The sequence below is a fragment of the Pseudomonas sp. ZS1P83 genome, from assembly GCF_054897825.1.
The window spans coordinates 477,639-495,037 of the sequence record NZ_CM142706.1 but is presented as its reverse complement, the minus strand read 5'-3'; the positions used below and the strand labels follow the sequence as shown (position 1 = coordinate 495,037).

Annotated in this window: 15 protein-coding genes; all 15 read right to left on the bottom strand. The window is 58.3% G+C overall.

The window, feature by feature from the left end; translation table 11 throughout:
* Positions 1-60: 60 nt before the first annotated feature.
* The 15 genes from ACYZT0_RS02365 to pyrH all read right to left on the bottom strand — a co-directional run bounded on the left by ACYZT0_RS02365 (position 61) and on the right by pyrH (position 17,394).
* Positions 61-1,008, bottom strand: a complete 948-nt coding sequence (locus ACYZT0_RS02365; protein WP_462044467.1) for an acetyl-CoA carboxylase carboxyltransferase subunit alpha — start codon at positions 1,006-1,008, stop codon at positions 61-63.
* Positions 1,009-1,157: 149 nt separating this feature from the next.
* Complete coding sequence (dnaE, locus tag ACYZT0_RS02360; RefSeq protein ID WP_462044466.1) at positions 1,158-4,679, bottom strand: DNA polymerase III subunit alpha; 3,522 nt, start codon at positions 4,677-4,679, stop codon at positions 1,158-1,160.
* Positions 4,680-4,763: 84 nt separating this feature from the next.
* Positions 4,764-5,405 (bottom strand): ribonuclease HII, encoded by a 642-nt coding sequence (gene rnhB / locus ACYZT0_RS02355; protein WP_282376959.1) that lies wholly within the window; start codon positions 5,403-5,405, stop codon positions 4,764-4,766.
* Positions 5,402-6,532, bottom strand: a complete 1,131-nt coding sequence (gene lpxB / locus ACYZT0_RS02350) for a lipid-A-disaccharide synthase (RefSeq protein ID WP_462044465.1) — start codon at positions 6,530-6,532, stop codon at positions 5,402-5,404. Before lpxB ends, rnhB begins: the two co-directional genes overlap by 4 nt.
* A gap of 2 nt (positions 6,533-6,534) precedes the next feature.
* A complete protein-coding gene (gene lpxA, locus ACYZT0_RS02345; protein ID WP_262165811.1) occupies positions 6,535-7,311 on the bottom strand; it encodes an acyl-ACP--UDP-N-acetylglucosamine O-acyltransferase in 777 nt (258 codons plus the stop codon).
* Positions 7,308-7,748, bottom strand: coding sequence for a 3-hydroxyacyl-ACP dehydratase FabZ (gene fabZ / locus ACYZT0_RS02340; RefSeq protein ID WP_017336708.1), 441 nt, complete (start codon positions 7,746-7,748; stop codon positions 7,308-7,310). The genes lpxA and fabZ overlap by 4 nt, the downstream gene beginning before the upstream one ends.
* Positions 7,749-7,856: 108 nt before the next feature.
* Positions 7,857-8,912, bottom strand: coding sequence for a UDP-3-O-(3-hydroxymyristoyl)glucosamine N-acyltransferase (lpxD, locus tag ACYZT0_RS02335; protein WP_462044464.1), 1,056 nt, complete (start codon positions 8,910-8,912; stop codon positions 7,857-7,859).
* Between the two features lie 2 nt (positions 8,913-8,914).
* Positions 8,915-9,418: an OmpH/Skp family outer membrane protein gene (locus tag ACYZT0_RS02330; RefSeq protein WP_008028980.1), complete on the bottom strand. Its 504-nt coding sequence runs from the start codon at positions 9,416-9,418 to the stop codon at positions 8,915-8,917.
* 45 nt (positions 9,419-9,463) lie between these two features.
* Positions 9,464-11,854 (bottom strand): outer membrane protein assembly factor BamA, encoded by a 2,391-nt coding sequence (gene bamA, locus ACYZT0_RS02325; RefSeq protein WP_462044463.1) that lies wholly within the window; start codon positions 11,852-11,854, stop codon positions 9,464-9,466.
* Between the two features lie 74 nt (positions 11,855-11,928).
* A complete protein-coding gene (rseP, locus tag ACYZT0_RS02320) occupies positions 11,929-13,281 on the bottom strand; it encodes a sigma E protease regulator RseP (protein WP_462044462.1) in 1,353 nt (450 codons plus the stop codon).
* A 53-nt stretch (positions 13,282-13,334) separates the two neighbouring features.
* The gene (gene ispC, locus ACYZT0_RS02315; protein ID WP_462044461.1) at positions 13,335-14,525 is read right to left on the bottom strand and encodes a 1-deoxy-D-xylulose-5-phosphate reductoisomerase; all 1,191 of its coding nucleotides are present in this window, start codon (positions 14,523-14,525) and stop codon (positions 13,335-13,337) included.
* The gene (locus ACYZT0_RS02310) at positions 14,522-15,328 is read right to left on the bottom strand and encodes a phosphatidate cytidylyltransferase (protein ID WP_462044460.1); all 807 of its coding nucleotides are present in this window, start codon (positions 15,326-15,328) and stop codon (positions 14,522-14,524) included. The genes ispC and ACYZT0_RS02310 overlap by 4 nt, the downstream gene beginning before the upstream one ends.
* Positions 15,328-16,083, bottom strand: a complete 756-nt coding sequence (uppS, locus tag ACYZT0_RS02305; protein ID WP_462033610.1) for a polyprenyl diphosphate synthase — start codon at positions 16,081-16,083, stop codon at positions 15,328-15,330. The genes ACYZT0_RS02310 and uppS overlap by 1 nt, the downstream gene beginning before the upstream one ends.
* A 13-nt stretch (positions 16,084-16,096) precedes the next feature.
* Positions 16,097-16,654 (bottom strand): ribosome recycling factor, encoded by a 558-nt coding sequence (gene frr / locus ACYZT0_RS02300; RefSeq protein ID WP_462044459.1) that lies wholly within the window; start codon positions 16,652-16,654, stop codon positions 16,097-16,099.
* The gene (gene pyrH / locus ACYZT0_RS02295; RefSeq protein WP_003172271.1) at positions 16,651-17,394 is read right to left on the bottom strand and encodes a UMP kinase; all 744 of its coding nucleotides are present in this window, start codon (positions 17,392-17,394) and stop codon (positions 16,651-16,653) included. The genes frr and pyrH overlap by 4 nt, the downstream gene beginning before the upstream one ends.
* Positions 17,395-17,399: the final 5 nt, after the last annotated feature.

Here is a 17,399-nt window from a genome sequence, read left to right as displayed (position 1 = left end):
TAAACCGAGGCGTCCCGATCGCGGGCAAGCCTTGCTCCTACATGATGGAGGAGCGTTCGATCAGAGACCGTAGCTCATCAGACGCTCGTAACGACGGGCCAACAGCGCTTCGTTATCGAACTTCTTCAACATCGCCAGCTGCGAGCTCAGCTCGGCACGGATCGATGCCGCCGCAGCGGCCGGATTACGGTGCGCGCCGCCCAAAGGCTCGCCGATCACTTTGTCCACAATACCCAGGCCTTTGAGGCGCTCGGCAGTGATGCCCATGGCTTCAGCGGCGTCCGGTGCTTTCTCGGCGGTCTTCCACAGAATCGAGGCGCAACCTTCCGGCGAAATGACCGCGTAGGTCGAGTACTGCAGCATGTTCAGTTGATCGCAAACGCCGATTGCCAGAGCGCCACCGGAACCACCTTCACCGATGACGGTGGCGATGATTGGGGTTTTCAGGCGCGCCATGACGCGCAGATTCCAGGCAATCGCTTCGCTCTGATTGCGCTCTTCAGCGTCGATACCAGGGTAGGCGCCCGGGGTGTCGATGAAGGTCAGGATCGGCATTTTGAAACGTTCGGCCATTTCCATCAGTCGGCACGCCTTGCGGTAGCCTTCCGGACGCGGCATGCCAAAGTTGCGACGAACTTTCTCGCGCACTTCGCGGCCTTTCTGGTGACCGATGATCATCACCGGCTGGTCGTCCAGACGGGCAACACCGCCCACGATGGCGGCGTCGTCGGAGAAGTGGCGGTCGCCGTGCAATTCGTCGAACTCGGTGAAGAGGTGTTCGATGTAGTCCAGGGTGTACGGGCGACGCGGGTGACGCGCCAGACGCGCGATCTGCCAGCTGGTCAGCTTGCCGAAGATGTCTTCGGTCAGCGTGCTGCTTTTGTCCTGCAGGCGGGAGATCTCATCGCCGATATTCAGCGAATTGTCATTACCGACCAAGCGCAACTCTTCGATCTTGGCTTGCAGGTCGGCGATCGGCTGTTCGAAATCTAGAAAATTCGGGTTCATAGGCGTCCGTCTTGGGTCGACATCAAGAGAGCTTGGGCCGGCCGGTTGTCTATTCGCGCCCTACCTTAAGGGAGAGGCGCGTTCAGGTCGAGATTAAAAATTGGGTCGAGATCAGAGCCGCACTCATTCGCAAGAGCGACACCTGACCGTCAACGGTATTGGAGGAAGACGTTGTCTCGCCCGAACTGGTCACGCAGGGCTTGAATCAAGGCATCCGCCGGGTCGATTCGCCAGGTCTCGCCGAACTGCAGCAAGGCCTTCGCATCGGGACTCGTGTATTCCATGGTGATCGGGCATGCACCGCGGTGACGCTTGAACAACTCACCCAGCCAGCGTAGCTGATCGCCCTTGAGGTCCTTGGTCTGCAGCTTCAAGCGCAGGCTTTCAGCCAGATTGGTGCGCGCATCTTCCATGCTCATCACCCGTTTGACCCGCAGCCGCAGCCCGCCGGAGAAATCGTCGTTACTGACTTCGCCTTCGACCACCACCATCGCGTCGGTCTGCAACAGCGACTGCGCTGAATGGAATGCTTCGGCAAACAGTGAGGCTTCGATCCGTCCAGAGCGGTCGTCGAGGGTGATGAAACCCATCTTGTCGCCCTTTTTGTTTTTCATCACTCGCAGGGCGATGATCATGCCCGCGACGGTCTGGGTATCACGAGCCGGTTTCAAATCGATGATGCGCTGACGGGCGAAGCGGCGGATCTCGCCTTCGTATTCGTCGATCGGGTGACCGGTCAGGTACAGGCCCAGGGTATCTTTCTCCCCTTTCAGGCGTTCCTTGAGGGTCAGTTCCTTGGCCTTGCGGTGATTGGCGTAGACGTCGGCGTCTTCCTCGACAAACAGTCCGCCAAACAGGTCGGCATGGCCACTGTCGTGGGTGCGAGCGGTTTGTTCGGCGGCCTTGATCGCCCCTTCCATCGCGGTCAGCAACACCGCGCGGTTTTGGTCGATGTTGGCTTGATACGCTTTCGGTTCGTCATGGAAAAACGGCCCTAGACGATCCAGCGCACCGCTGCGGATCAAACCGTCCAGGGTGCGTTTGTTGATACGCTTGAGATCGACACGGGCGCAGAAATCGAACAGATCCGTGAACGGCCCGTCCCGACGCGCCTCGGTGATCGCTTCCACCGGACCTTCGCCCACACCCTTGATCGCGCCGAGGCCGTAAATAATGCGGCCTTCGTCATTTACCGTGAACTTGAATTCCGAAGTATTCACATCCGGCGCGTCGAGACGCAGCTTCATGGTGCGAATTTCTTCGATCAAGGTCACGACCTTGTCGGTGTTGTGCATATCCGCCGACAGCACCGCCGCCATGAACGGCGCCGGGTAATGCGTTTTCAGCCACGCCGTTTGGTACGACACCAGACCGTAAGCAGCCGAGTGAGATTTGTTGAAGCCATAACCAGCGAATTTTTCCACCAGGTCGAAAATGTTACCGGCCAGGTCCGCGTCGATATTGTTAGCGGTGCAACCTTCAATGAAACCGCCGCGCTGCTTGGCCATTTCTTCGGGCTTTTTCTTACCCATGGCCCGACGCAGCATGTCCGCACCACCCAGGGTGTAGCCGGCCATGACCTGGGCAATCTGCATCACCTGTTCCTGATACAGGATGATGCCGTAAGTCGGCGCCAATACGGGTTTAAGGCCTTCGTACTGGTAGTCCGAGTGCGGGTACGCCAGTTCGGCGCGACCGTGCTTACGGTTGATAAAGTCGTCGACCATGCCCGATTGCAACGGGCCCGGACGGAACAGGGCCACCAGTGCGATCAAGTCTTCCAGGCAGTCAGGCTTGAGCTTTTTGATCAGCTCCTTCATGCCCCGGGACTCGAGCTGGAACACCGCCGTGGTTTCGGCTTTTTGCAGCAGCTGGTAGGTCGGCTTGTCATCCAGCGGGATGAAAGCAATGTCCAGCGGCGGCTCATCAACCTTGGCGCGGTCGCGGTTAATGGTTTTCAGCGCCCAGTCGATGACCGTCAGCGTCCGTAGACCGAGAAAGTCGAACTTCACCAGACCGGCAGCCTCAACGTCGTCCTTGTCGAACTGGGTTACCAGACCATCACCGGCCTCGTCGCAATAGATCGGCGAAAAGTCCGTCAGTTTGGTCGGCGCAATTACCACACCACCGGCGTGCTTGCCGACGTTACGTACAACGCCTTCCAGCTTGCGGGCCATTTCCCAGATTTCCGCGGCCTCTTCATCGACCTTGATGAAGTCACGCAGGATCTCTTCCTGTTCGTAGGCCTTTTCCAGGGTCATACCGACTTCGAACGGGATCATCTTCGACAGACGATCCGCCAGTCCGTAGGACTTGCCCTGCACCCGCGCCACGTCACGGACCACCGCTTTTGCCGCCATGGAACCGAAAGTGATGATCTGGCTTACGGCGTTACGGCCGTATTTTTCGGCTACGTATTCGATGACACGGTCGCGACCATCCATGCAGAAGTCGACGTCGAAGTCGGGCATCGATACCCGTTCCGGGTTAAGGAAACGTTCGAACAGCAGGTCATATTCCAGTGGATCGAGGTCGGTGATCTTCTGCACATAGGCCACCAGCGACCCGGCACCCGACCCACGACCCGGACCTACCGGCACGCCGTTGCTCTTGGCCCACTGGATAAAGTCCATAACGATCAGGAAGTAACCGGGGAAGCCCATCTGGATGATGATATCCAGCTCGAAATTCAGCCGGTCGACATAGACCTGACGCTTGGTTTCGTAGTCTTCGGTGGTGTCCTTGGGCAACAGGACACTGAGTCGCTCTTCCAGACCGTCGAAGGAAACCTTGCGGAAGTATTCATCGATGGTCATGCCATCGGGAATCGGGAAGTTGGGCAGGAAGTGCTTGCCCAGCTTCACTTCGATGTTGCAGCGCTTGGCGATCTCGACAGTGTTTTCCAGCGCCTCGGGCAAGTCACTGAACAGCTCGGCCATTTCCTCGGAGCTTTTGAGGTATTGCTGATCGCTGTAATTCTTGGAACGCCGCGGATCGTCAAGGGCACGGCCCTCACCGATGCAAACGCGGGTCTCGTGAGCCGCAAAGTCTTCCTGCTTGATGAAGCGCACGTCGTTGGTCGCCACCAGTGGCGCACCGATTTTCTCGGCCAGGGCCACGGCGCCGTGCAATTGTTCTTCATCGTAGGGGCGGTTGGTGCGCTGGATCTCCAGATAGAAACGGTCCGGGAACACCGCCATCCACTCGCGGGCAAGGGTTTCGGCCTCGGCGGGGTTGCCGCCGAGCATAGCCAGACCGATCTCGCCTTCTTTCGCCGCCGACAGCATGATCAAGCCTTCACTGGCTTCAGCCACCCACTCGCGCTCGATGATGACCGAGCCGTTGCGCTGACCGTCGATGAAGCCGCGGGAGATCAGTTCGGTGAGGTTGCGATAACCCACGGCGTTCATCGCCAGCAGGCTGATCCGGCTCAACGGGTTGTCCGGGTCCTTGTTCGACAGCCACAGGTCGGCGCCGCAGATCGGCTTGATCCCGGCGCCCATGGCCGCTTTATAGAATTTGACCAGGGAACACATATTGTTCTGGTCGGTGACCGCTACGGCAGGCATGTTCATGCCGACCAGCGTCTTGACCAGCGGTTTGATCCGCACCAGTCCGTCGACCAGGGAATACTCAGTGTGCAGGCGTAGATGAACGAATGAAGCCGGCATAGTGATCCTGTCTAGAAACTAGAAACGTGGAAGACAACAAGGCCCGGATTGTACCGGGCCTTGGCAAAAACATCAGCCTTGTGACTAACTCTCGATCAGGTTTTCCCGAGCCTCGTACGCCAGGCGTACCGGCGCGAACGAGCGGCGGTGAATCGGCGTTGGCCCCAAGCGGGCGAGCGCTTCCAGATGAACGGGCGTCGGGTAGCCTTTGTGGCCGCCGATGCCGTAACCCGGGTAAATCAGCTCGAACGCTGCCATTTCGCGGTCGCGGCTGACTTTGGCCAGAATCGACGCTGCAGCGATGGCCGGTACCTTACCGTCGCCCTGCACCACCGCTTCGGCGCGCATGGACAGTTTCGGGCAACGGTTGCCGTCGATCATCGCCAGTTTCGGTGTGATGTGCAGGCCTTCGACCGCGCGCTGCATGGCCAGCATGGTGGCGTGAAGGATGTTCAGCTCGTCGATTTCTTCGACTTCGGCCCGGGCGATGCACCAGCTCAGGGCTTTTTCACAGATCTCGTCGTAGAGCTTTTCGCGGCGGGCTTCGGTGAGCTTCTTCGAGTCGTTCAGACCCAGGATCGGACGGTTCGGATCAAGGATCACCGCGGCTGTCACCACCGCACCGCAGAGCGGGCCGCGACCGACTTCGTCGACGCCTGCGACCAGATCTTCAACTTCGGCGACCAGGGTGAAGTCCAGGCCCATCTGAGTGCTTGCTTTGCTCATTGTGTTTTGCCGATCAGGTTCAGTACCGCGTCCGCCGCCTGATTGGAGGCGTCCAGACGTAAGGTACGGTGAATTTCATCAAAGCCGCGGGTCTGTTCTTCGCCGCCTTCGATCAGTGGCGACAGCGTCTGGGCCAAGGCTTCAACTGTCGCGTCGTCCTGCAACAACTCGGGCACCAACAGGCGCTGGGCCAACAGGTTCGGCAACGAGATATAGGGGCTTTTCACCATGCGCTTGAGAATCCAGAACGTCAGCGGCGCCATGCGGTAAGCGACCACCATCGGACGTTTGTACAACAACGCTTCAAGCGTAGCGGTCCCGGAGGCGATCAGCACAGCGTCACAGGCTGCCAGGGCCAGATGGGATTTGCCATTGAGCAAGGTCAATGGCAAATCGCGACCGGCCAGCAATTCTTCCAGCTGCGCTCGGCGCTCAGCGCTGGCGCACGGCATGACGAAACGTACGCCGGGGCGCAAGGCCCGCAGGCGCTGGGCGGTATCGAGGAAAAGCGCACCGAGACGGCCGACTTCGCCACCGCGACTGCCTGGCATCAGCGCAACCAACGGCCCGTCTGGCAAGCCGAGTTCAGCCCGCGCGGCAGCGCGATCAGCTTCAAGTGGGATCGCATCAGCCAGGGAGTGCCCGACAAACCGCACCGGCACGCCCTTCTCTTCATAAAATCTCGCTTCGAACGGGAACAGCGTCAGCATCAGGTCGCAGCCTTCGCGAATCTTCAGCACCCGCTTCTGCCGCCACGCCCAAACCGACGGGCTGACGTAATGCACGGTCTTGATCCCGGCCTGACGCAGCTTCAGTTCGATATTGAGGTTGAAGTCCGGGGCATCGATGCCGATGAACACATCCGGCTTCTGGGCGATCAGGTCGGCGATCAGCTTCTTGCGACGAGCCATCAGCTCGCGCAATCGGCCCAGCACTTCCACCAGGCCCATGACCGAGAGACGCTCCATCGGGAAATACGAGGTCAGGCCTTCAGCCTGCATCAGCGGGCCGCCGACACCGATGAACTCGACAGCCGGATGCTGAGCCTTGAGTGCGCGCATCAGACCCGCGCCCAGAATGTCACCGGAAGCCTCACCCGCCACCAGCGCAATACGCAGATTAGCCATGATTAACGAGTGATGCCGCGGGTCGAAGACTGGATGGAATCACGGAATACCGCGACTTCCGGGAACTGGGCCGACGGTTCGGCCAGTTCGGCGAGCGCCTGTTCGACCGTCAGCCCCTGGCGGTAAACCACCTTGTAGGCACGACGCAGCGCGTGGATCGCATCTTCGCTGAAACCGCGACGACGCATGCCTTCGAAGTTCATGCTGCGGGCTTCGGCCGGGTTGCCGAACACAGTGACGTACGCCGGGACGTCCTTGCCGATGGCAGTGCCCATACCTGAAAAGCTGTGGGCGCCGATATGGCAATACTGGTGAACCAGGGTAAAACCGGACAGGATCGCCCAGTCTTCAACGTGCACATGGCCCGCCAGCGCGGTGTTGTTGACCAGGATGCAGTGGTTGCCGATGACACTGTCGTGGCCGATGTGGGCATAGGCCATGATCAGATTGTGATCGCCCAGGGTCGTTTCAGAACGGTCCTGAATGGTCCCACGGTGAATTGTCACGCCTTCGCGGATGACGTTGTGGTCACCAATAACCAGACGAGTTTCTTCACCCTTGTATTTCAGATCGGGCGTGTCCTCGCCTACCGAAGAAAACTGGTAGATGCGGTTGTGCTTACCGATTCGAGTCGGGCCTTTGAGAATCACATGCGGCCCGATCACTGTCCCCTCGCCGATTTCCACACCTGCGCCGATGATCGACCAAGGGCCGACCTCGACGCCGTCGGCCAGGATGGCCGTCGGATCGATGATTGCGCGAGGGTCAATCAAACTCATAGTTTGCGTTCCGCGCAGATAATTTCAGCAGAGCAGACTGGCTTGCCATCGACCGAAGCCTGGCACTCGAACTTCCAGATCTGACGCTTGCAGCTGATGAAGCGGGCTTCGAGAATCAACTGATCGCCTGGGGTGACGGGCTGGCGAAAACGCAGCTTGTCGGAGCCGACGAAGTAGTAAAGCGTGCCGTCGGCGGGCTTCACGTCGAGCATTTTGAAGCCAAGGATACCGGCAGCCTGAGCCATCGCTTCGATGATCAATACACCCGGCATGATTGGATGCGCAGGGAAGTGACCATTGAAGAAAGGTTCGTTGATGCTGACATTCTTGTAGGCGCGAATGCGCTTGCCTTCCACATCCAGTTCCACGACTCGGTCCACCAGCAGGAACGGGTAACGGTGAGGCAGGTATTCGCGAATCTCGTTGATGTCCATCATTTCGGGGGGAAGCCTATGTAAAGATTGGGAGCGCGCGACTGACGCGCACCCCTCTAGCAAATCAAGGAGGCAGTCTAGCGGCTGTGCACACTTGATATGGAAATGGTATCAGCCATCTGATGAAGCATTACCGTCAGGGGTCACTTCCCCTACACGCTTTTCCAGCTGTCGCAGACGTCGCGCGATGTCATCGAGCTGGCGGATGCGGGCCGCGCTTTTGCGCCATTCGGCTGCTGGTTGCATCGCTGTACCGGAAGAATAGGAACCCTTTTCGGTAATCGAGTGGGTCACCATGGTCATCCCGGTGATAAAAACGTTGTCGCAAATTTCGATATGCCCCACCAGCCCTACGCCACCGGCGAGCATGCAATGCTTGCCGATTTTGGTGCTGCCGGAGATCCCCACGCACGCGGCCATGGCGGTGTGATCACCGACCTGCACGTTGTGAGCGATCTGGATCTGGTTGTCGAGCTTCACACCGTTACCCAGCACGGTATCGGCCAGCGCACCGCGATCGATAGCGGTATTCACGCCAATTTCCACATCGTCACCGACCAGGACACCACCGATCTGAGCGATTTTCTGCCAGACACCCTTCTCGTTGGCAAAACCGAAACCTTCGCCACCGAGTACGGCACCCGATTGAATCACCACCCGTTTACCGATGCGAACATCGTGGTACAGCGTGACTCGCGGGGCCAGCCAACCGCCCTCGCCAATCTCGCAGCGGGCACCGATGAAGCAGTGCGCGCCAACGGTCACACCCGCAGCAATACGCGCGCAGCTTTCGATCACCGCAAAGGCACCAATGCTCGCCGCCGGATCGACCACTGCATCCGCTGCCACAACGGCAGTCGGATGAATACCGACAGCTGCCTTCGGCTTGGGATCGAACAGATGGGAAATCCGCGCGTAGGCCAGATACGGATCAGGCACCACCAGCGCATTACCTGCAAAACCTTCAGCGTCAGCGGCCTTCAGCAACAGGGCTGCGGCCCGGCTGTCAGTCAGGTACTTACGGTATTGGGGGTTTGCTAGAAAGCTCAACTGAGCTGGGCCAGCCTCTTGCAAAGTGGCTAGCCCAGTAATTTCTTTCTCCGGGTCGCCACGCAGTGTGGCGCCGAGGAACTCGGCCAATTGGCCGAGCTTTATAGTCGCTGTCATGGTTACTTCAGCTGATTCATGCGCTCGATAACCTGGCGAGTGATGTCGTACTGAGGTTTGACATCAATCACTGCGCCACGCTCGAAGACCAGGTCAAAAGCACCTTTCTTGATGACTTCTTCCACAGCGCTGTCCAGTTTCGGCTTGAGCTGCTTCAGCATTTCACGGTCGGCAACGGCTTTGGCTTCGTTCAGTTCCTTGGACTGGAACTGGAAGTCACGGGCCTTTTGCTTGAACTCGAGTTCCAGGCGTTCACGCTCGCCTTGTTGCATCTTGTCGCCGCCAGCCATCAGACGGTCCTGGATGCCTTTGGCACTGCTTTCCAAAGTCTTGAGTTTGGTCAGCTGAGGGCCGAACTTCTTCTCGGCATCCACAGCGTATTTCTTGGCCGCGTCGGACTCCAGCAGAGCCATCTGATAGTTCAGAACGGCGATTTTCATGTCGGCAAAAGCCGGACCTGCTACCAGTACGGTCGCCAGGAGAACCAATTGAGTCAACTTACGCACGATGCACTCCTACAAAATCCATTGTCGTTATCTTGGGTCAGACGCTTAGAACGTCTGGCCGAGGGAGAATTGGAACACTTGAGTCTCAGCGTTATCCGGTTTCTTGACCGGCATGGCCAACGCGAAGCTCAGAGGACCCAGTGCGGTAACCCAGGTCACGCCTACACCGACGGAGCTGGCCATGTTGCTCAGGCTGATGTCGTTGCATGTCGTTTGAGAGGACGAACCGACATTTGCGTTCGTGGTCTTGTCGCACGTGGAGTCGAATACGTTACCCACATCCCAGAATACCGAAGTACGCAGCGAACGCTGATCCTTGACGAATGGCAGCGGGAACAACACTTCGACACCACCCTGGATCAGAACGTTACCACCAAACGGCAGCGGGTCCTGGTCCGGGTCAGCGAGCGTACCGGTATTACCCGTCACAGCCGCACCGCGACTCGGGGTACTGCGAGGACCGAGGGTGCTGTCCTTGAAACCACGAACCGAGTTGAAACCACCAGCATAGTAGTTTTCATAGAACGGCAAGCCATCGGTAGAACCATAACCATCGCCATAGCCCAGCTCGGTGTGCAGGCGCATGGTGTAGTTTTCAGACAATGGCTGGAACAACTGGCCACGGTAATCAAGTTTGAAGAACGACAGGTCACTGCCAGGCGTGGTGGTTTCCAGTGTCAGGCTCTGGGAATGACCACGGGTCGCCAATACGCCTTTGTTCAGTGTGGATTCGGACCAGCCGGCCGAGGCCTTGAAGTTCAGGTAGTTGTCGCCTTCCCTGTTAACGAAGTCGAAAATCTCGTCAACGGTGTATTGGCCGGTCTTGATCTTGTCTTGTTGCGCAGTCAGGCCAAAGGTCAGACGCGAAGTCTCGCTAATCGGGTAACCGACGCTGACGCCTGCACCCAGGCTGTCCACGGCATAGCTGGCTACGTCGACGTCGAGGTCTTTGTAGTCAGTGGTGCGATAGAACGCGTTGTAACCCAGGCTCACGCCGTCAGCAGTCCAGTACGGGTCAACATAACCGAAGTTATAGCGACTCTGGTATTGACTGCGGGTCAAGCCGATGCTGACCTTGTTACCCGTACCCAGGAAGTTGTTCTGGGTGATCGAACCACCGAGAATCAGACCGGCGCTCTGGGCGAAACCGACGCTGGCGGTAATCGAACCGGAGGCCTGCTCTTCAACGCTGTAGTTCACGTCTACCTGGTCGTCGACGCCTGGTACGGCCGGCGTTTCGACGTTGACCTCCTTGAAGAAGCCCAGACGCTCAAGACGAGTCTTGGATTGGTCGATCAGGTAGGTCGAAGCCCAGCCGCCTTCCATCTGACGCATTTCACGGCGCAGCACTTCGTCTTCGGACTTGGTGTTGCCACGGAAATTGATGCGGTTCACGTAAGCACGTTTGCCCGGATCGACTGCGAAAGTGATGTCGACCGTGTGGTCTTCGTCGTGAGGCTGAGGCACGCCATTGACGTTGGCGAAGGTGTAACCCTCGTTACCCAGACGGCGGGTGATCAGCTCGGAAGTGGTGGTCATCAGCTTGCGCGAGAACACCTGGCCTTTCTGCACCAGCAGCAGGGACTTGACCTGGTCTTCAGGGACTTTCAGGTCGCCGCTCAGCTTGACGTCGCGGACGGTGTACTTCTCGCCTTCATTGACGTTGACGGTGATGTAGACGTGCTTCTTGTCCGGGGTAATGGACACCTGGGTCGAAGCGATATCCATGTTGATATAGCCACGGTCCAGGTAGTAGGAGCGCAGACGCTCCAGGTCACCGGAAAGCTTTTCACGAGCGTACTTGTCATCGTTCTTGAAGAACGACAGCCAGTTGGTGGTCTTGAGCTCGAACAGGTCGATCAGGTCTTCATCAGGGAAGACGGTGTTACCCACCACGTTGATGTGCTGGATGGCAGCAACCGTGCCTTCGTTGATATTGACCTTCAGCGCAACGCGGTTACGCGGCTGCGGCACCACTTCGGTGTCGACGGTGGCCGAGTAGCGACCCTGAGCGACGTACTGGCGCTGCAGTTCGTTACGCACACCTTCGAGGGTGGCGCGCTGGAAGATCTCGCCTTCGGCCAGACCGGATTGTTTGAGGCCTTTCATCAGGTCTTCAGTGGAGATCGCCTTGTTACCCTCGATCTCGATACTGGCGACCGACGGGCGCTCGACTACCGTGATGACCAGGACGTTGCCATCTCGGCCCAGCTGGATATCTTGAAAGAAACCGGTTTTGAACAACGCACGAGTGGATTCCACCAGGCGACGATCATCCGCCTGTTCACCGACGTTCAACGGCAAAGCACCAAAGACGCTACCCGCGGAGACCCGCTGGAGGCCATTGACGCGAATATCAGAGATAGTGAAGGACTCGGCGTGAACTTCGGCGATCATCAACACGGTGAGAACCGCAGTTAGCAGCAGACGTTTCATGAAGTCCTTTCTTATTCCAACTGGCAATAAACAAACTGCCGCAAAATGCGGCAGATTCGCAATTCAGCGAAGCGTTACAGTCGACCCAGATCATTGACCAGAGCAAGCAACATCACCCCGACCACCAAACTGATACCGATCTGTATCCCCCAACCCTGCACCCGATCCGACAAGGGGCGACCACGCGCCCACTCGATCAGATAAAACAACAAATGCCCCCCATCCAGCACAGGAATGGGCAACAAATTCAGAACCCCCAAGCTAATACTCAGATAAGCAAGGAAATTCAGGAAATCAGCGACACCCGACTGGGCAGAAGCGCCCGCCACTTTAGCAATGGTTATCGGTCCACTCAAGTTTTTTACCGAGAGCTCACCGAACAACATTTTCTTGAGCGAATCAAGAGTCAGTACGCTCATGGTCCAGGTGCGTCTAGCACCCTCCCCAATCGCGGCCACAGGACCATAACTGACTTCGCGAATCATCTCTGGCGGCCAATCGACTGCTTTCACCCCAGCGCCCAGATAACCACTGGGTGCCTTTTTCTCGCCGCGAGCGGCCAGCGTCACAGGGACGTCGATTTGAGCACCATCACGCTCGACGCGCAGCATGATTTTGGTCTCAGGGTGCATACGGACCGTGTCAACCACCTGCTGCCAGTCATCGAGCGACTTGCCATCCAGAGCCAACAGTCGGTCACCGGTCTTCAGGCCTGCAGCCTGTGCCGGGCCTTTCGGGTCAAGTTCGGCCAGGACCGGTGGCAGCGCCGGACGCCAAGGGCGTATACCCAGCGAGCGAATCGGGTCCGGCTCATCGGCACCCTTGAGCCATTTATCCAGCGCCAGTTCATGGGGCGAATCCGCTGTAGAACCCTGATCACGGACCAGCAACTGCAGGGAACCGCTCTCCCCAAGACGCCGGACCAGCTGCAAGTTCACCGCAGCCCAGCCGGACGTTGGCTCGCCATCGATGGCAATGATTTCCTGGCCCGGGTTCAAACCCGCCTTGGCGGCGATACTGCCGGATTCGACTGCGCCGATGATCGGGCGCACTTGCTCGCTGCCGAGCATTGCGAGCACCCAGAAAAAAATCATCGCCAATAAAAAGTTGGCAATAGGGCCAGCAGCAACGATAGCGACGCGTTGACGGACAGATTTTCGATTAAAGGATTGATCAAGCTGATCGGCAGGCACTTCGCCTTCGCGCTCATCGAGCATTTTCACGTAACCGCCCAGCGGGATCGCGGCGACGACAAACTCAGTGCCTTTCTTGTCGTACCAGCGCAGCAATGGCATACCGAAGCCCACGGAGAAACGCAGCACTTTGACCCCACAGCGACGCGCGACCCAAAAATGGCCGAATTCGTGGAAGGTGACCAGCACACCCAAAGCCACCAGGGTGCCGACAATCATATAGAGCGCACTCATCTACTTTCTCCGCAATCCTATCCAGTGCTGCATGGGCCAACGTATTGCAGCACTTACCGCCCGTGACGACTCAACCATTGTCCGGCCAGTACTCGCGCTTTCGCGTCGGCCGTGAACACTGCCTCGAGATCATCAACCGCTACCACAGGCTCAAGATTCAAGACTTCTTCGATGATACTCGCGATTTCCGGATAGCGAACCCGCCCATCGAGAAAGGCCGCGACAGCCACTTCATTCGCCGCATTAAGCATGGCCGGCGCGCTGTTGCCGGATTCGGCTGCCTGACGCGCAAGACGCAGACACGGAAATCGCTCTTCATCAGGCACCTGGAAGTCCAGTCGCGCAATTGCAAACAGGTCCAGCGGCGCAACACCCGAATCGATTCGCTCCGGCCAGGCCAGCGCGTTGGCGATCGGCGTGCGCATGTCAGGGTTACCTAACTGGGCCAATACCGAACCGTCGATGTAATCGACCAGCGAATGAATCACGCTTTGAGGATGAATCACCACTTCGACCTGGGATGGTTTGGCATCAAACAGCCAGCAAGCTTCGATTAACTCAAGCCCCTTGTTCATCATGCTGGCCGAATCCACCGAAATCTTGCGCCCCATGGACCAATTCGGGTGGGCACACGCTTGCTCAGGGGAAACATGCGCCAGTTCAGCCATAGGTGTCTGTCGGAACGGACCGCCAGAGGCCGTGAGTAAAATCCGACGGACCCCGACTGCACCCAGCCCGCGAGCGAAATCTTGTGGCATGCACTGGAAAATTGCGTTGTGCTCGCTGTCGATCGGCAGCAACACCGAACCACTCTTGCGCACTGCCTGCATGAACAGTGCACCGGACATCACCAGTGCTTCTTTGTTGGCCAGGAAGATTTTCTTGCCGGCTTCGACCGCCGCCAGGGTCGGTCGCAAGCCCGCTGCGCCAACGATGGCGGCCATGACCGCATCGACCTCAGGATCGGAGGCAACCTGACACAACCCCTCCTCACCCACCAGCACGCGAGTCGGCAGACCCGCGGCGCGCAAGTCGTCCTGCAAGCCCCGGGCAGCACTGGCCTCAGGCACCACGGCGAACCGCGGCGTATGACGAACACACAGCGCCAGTAACTCACTCAGACGAGTGAAACCGCTCAAGGCGAAAACCTGGTAACGCTCGGGATGACGAGCGATGACATCGAGAGTGCTCAGACCAATCGAGCCGGTCGCCCCCAGGACAGTAATCTGCTGAGGGCGGCTCACGGTGCCGCCATCCACAGCAGCACGGCAAACACCGGAATCGCTGCCGTCAGGCTGTCGATACGGTCCAGCACGCCGCCGTGACCCGGCAGCAGATTGCTGCTGTCCTTGATCCCGGACTGACGCTTGAACATGCTTTCGGTGAGATCACCTACCACCGAGATGAACACAATGATGGCTGCGCCCATCAGACCTTTAAACAGCTGTGCCACCGTCCAGTCGCGAACCAGACCGACAACGACAGTGATGACCAGACTCAGCGCCAGGCCACCGTAGACACCCTCCCAGCTTTTACCGGGACTGACCTGCGGTGCCAACTTGCGCTTGCCAAAGGCCCGACCGGAAAAGTAAGCACCGATATCAGCGCCCCAGACCAGCACCATCACCGCCATGATCAGCCAGTTACCCAACGGTTCCTGTTTGATCTGAATCAGACCTTGCCAGGCCGGCAACAGGATCAGCAGACCGATCACCAGCTTGCAGGCAGCGCTGGCCCAGTGTTCGCTGGTGCGCGGATAAGTCAGCACCAGGTAGGTTGCAACGCCCCACCAAAGCACTGAAGCGCCCAACACCCAGGGCGCGAGCCCTGGCAGGATATGCATGAAAAACAACATCAACGCGACCACTGCCGCATAGGCAACGCGGAGCGGCTGCTCAGTGAAACCCGCCAGGCGAGCCCACTCCCATGCACCGAGGGTCACGATCAGTCCGATGAACAGCGCAAAACCGGTGCCCTCGAGCAGGAAAAACCCGCACAGGGCAATCGGCAGCAGGATCAGCGCGGTGATGATTCGTTGTTTAAGCATTAAACCCGGGCCCCAGCCTCGACCTGCTCGCTCGTTTTACCGAAGCGGCGCTGGCGAGAAGCAAAATCGGCCAGCGCATTACGCATGGCATCGTGTTTGAAGTCCGGCCAGAACAGGTCGGAGAAGTACAACTCGGCGTAAGCCAGTTGCCACAGCAGGAAGTTACTGATGCGGTGCTCGCCACCGGTACGGATGCACAAGTCCGGCAATGGCAAATCGCCGGTCGCCAGACAGGTTTGCAACAGTTCCGGGGTGATGTCTTCCGGACGCAGGTGCCCGGCCTGAACTTCCCGCGCCAGACGCTGTGCGGCCTGCGCGATGTCCCACTGACCGCCGTAGTTGGCTGCGATCTGTAGCACGAAGCGATTGGCGCCCGCCGTCATTGCTTCAGCTTCACGCATGGCAGCTTGAAGCTCTGGATGAAAGCGCGAACGGTCGCCAATGATGCGCAAACTGATGTTGTTTTCGTTCAGGCGCTTGGCTTCGCGGCGCAATGCCTTGAAGAACAGATCCATCAAGGCACTAACCTCGTCAGCCGGGCGCTGCCAGTTCTCGCTGGAGAAGGCGAACAGGGTCAATACTTCGACCTTGGCCTCGAAACACACCTCGATCACCGCACGAACTGCATCCACACCCGCTTTATGACCGGCGACACCCGGCATAAAGCGCTTTTTCGCCCAGCGATTATTACCATCCATGATGATCGCGACATGGCGCGGCACCGCGAACGGCGCAGTCTGCTTGGTCTTTTCCATGAAAACGTGAGCCTTATACGGCCATCAGGTCTTTTTCTTTCTGCGCCAAATTCGCGTCGATTTCAGCCACGAACTTTTTGGTCAAATCATCAATCTCGCCAGTGGCACGACGCTCTTCGTCTTCGCTGATTTCTTTTTCCTTGACCAGATCCTTCAGCGAGCTGTTGGCATCGCGACGGATGTTGCGCACCGCAACACGGGCATCTTCAGCAACATCGCGAGCCTGCTTGGTAAAGCCTTTGCGGGTTTCTTCGGTCAGGGCCGGCATGGAGATCAGCAGTAATTCACCCAGGTTGGTCGGGTTGAGGTTCAGACCCGCGCTACCGATGGCTTTGTCGACGGCACCCAGCATGTTGCGCTCAAAGGCAACGACTTGCAGGGTACGGGCGTCTTTGACGGTGATGTTCGCCACCTGCTTGATCGGAGTGTCGGAACCGTAATACGGCACCATCACGCCTTCAAGAATGCTTGGGTGCGCCTGGCCGGTACGAATACGGCCGAAGTTGTGTGCCAGCGACTCCACAGATTTTTTCATGCGCTCTTGAGCGTCTTTTTTGATTTCGTTGATCATTGTTGGCCTTCCTCGATCAGGGTCCCTTCAGCGCCGCCATGCACGATATTCAGCAGGGCGCCGGGCTTGTTCATGTTAAATACGCGCAACGGCATCTTGTGGTCGCGGCACAGGCAAATGGCGGTCAGATCCATCACGCCCAACTTGCGATCCAGCACTTCATCGTAAGTCAGATGATCGAACTTCTCGGCATGCGGGTCTTTGAATGGGTCAGCGGTGTAGACGCCATCGACCTTGGTCGCCTTGAGCACGACATCAGCATCGATTTCGATTGCACGCAGACACGCTGCCGAATCCGTGGTGAAGAACGGATTGCCAGTACCGGCCGCGAAAATCACGACTTCCTTGGCGTTCAGGTGGCGCATGGCTTTGCGGCGATCATAGTGATCGGTCACGCCAACCATGGAAATGGCCGACATCACGATGGCCGAGATATTGGCACGTTCCAGCGCATCGCGCATGGCCAGGGCGTTCATCACAGTGGCCAGCATGCCCATGTGGTCGCCAGTGACCCGATCCATGCCGGCCGCGCTCAGTGCCGCACCGCGGAACAAGTTACCGCCGCCGATCACCAGACCGACCTGAACACCGATGCCGACCAATTGACCGACTTCCAGCGCCATGCGATCCAGAACTTTCGGATCGATCCCGAACTCTTCCGAGCCCATCAGGGCCTCGCCGCTAAGCTTGAGTAGAATGCGTTTATAGCGAGCCTGATAACCACTGCCCTGCTGAGCCATTGCGA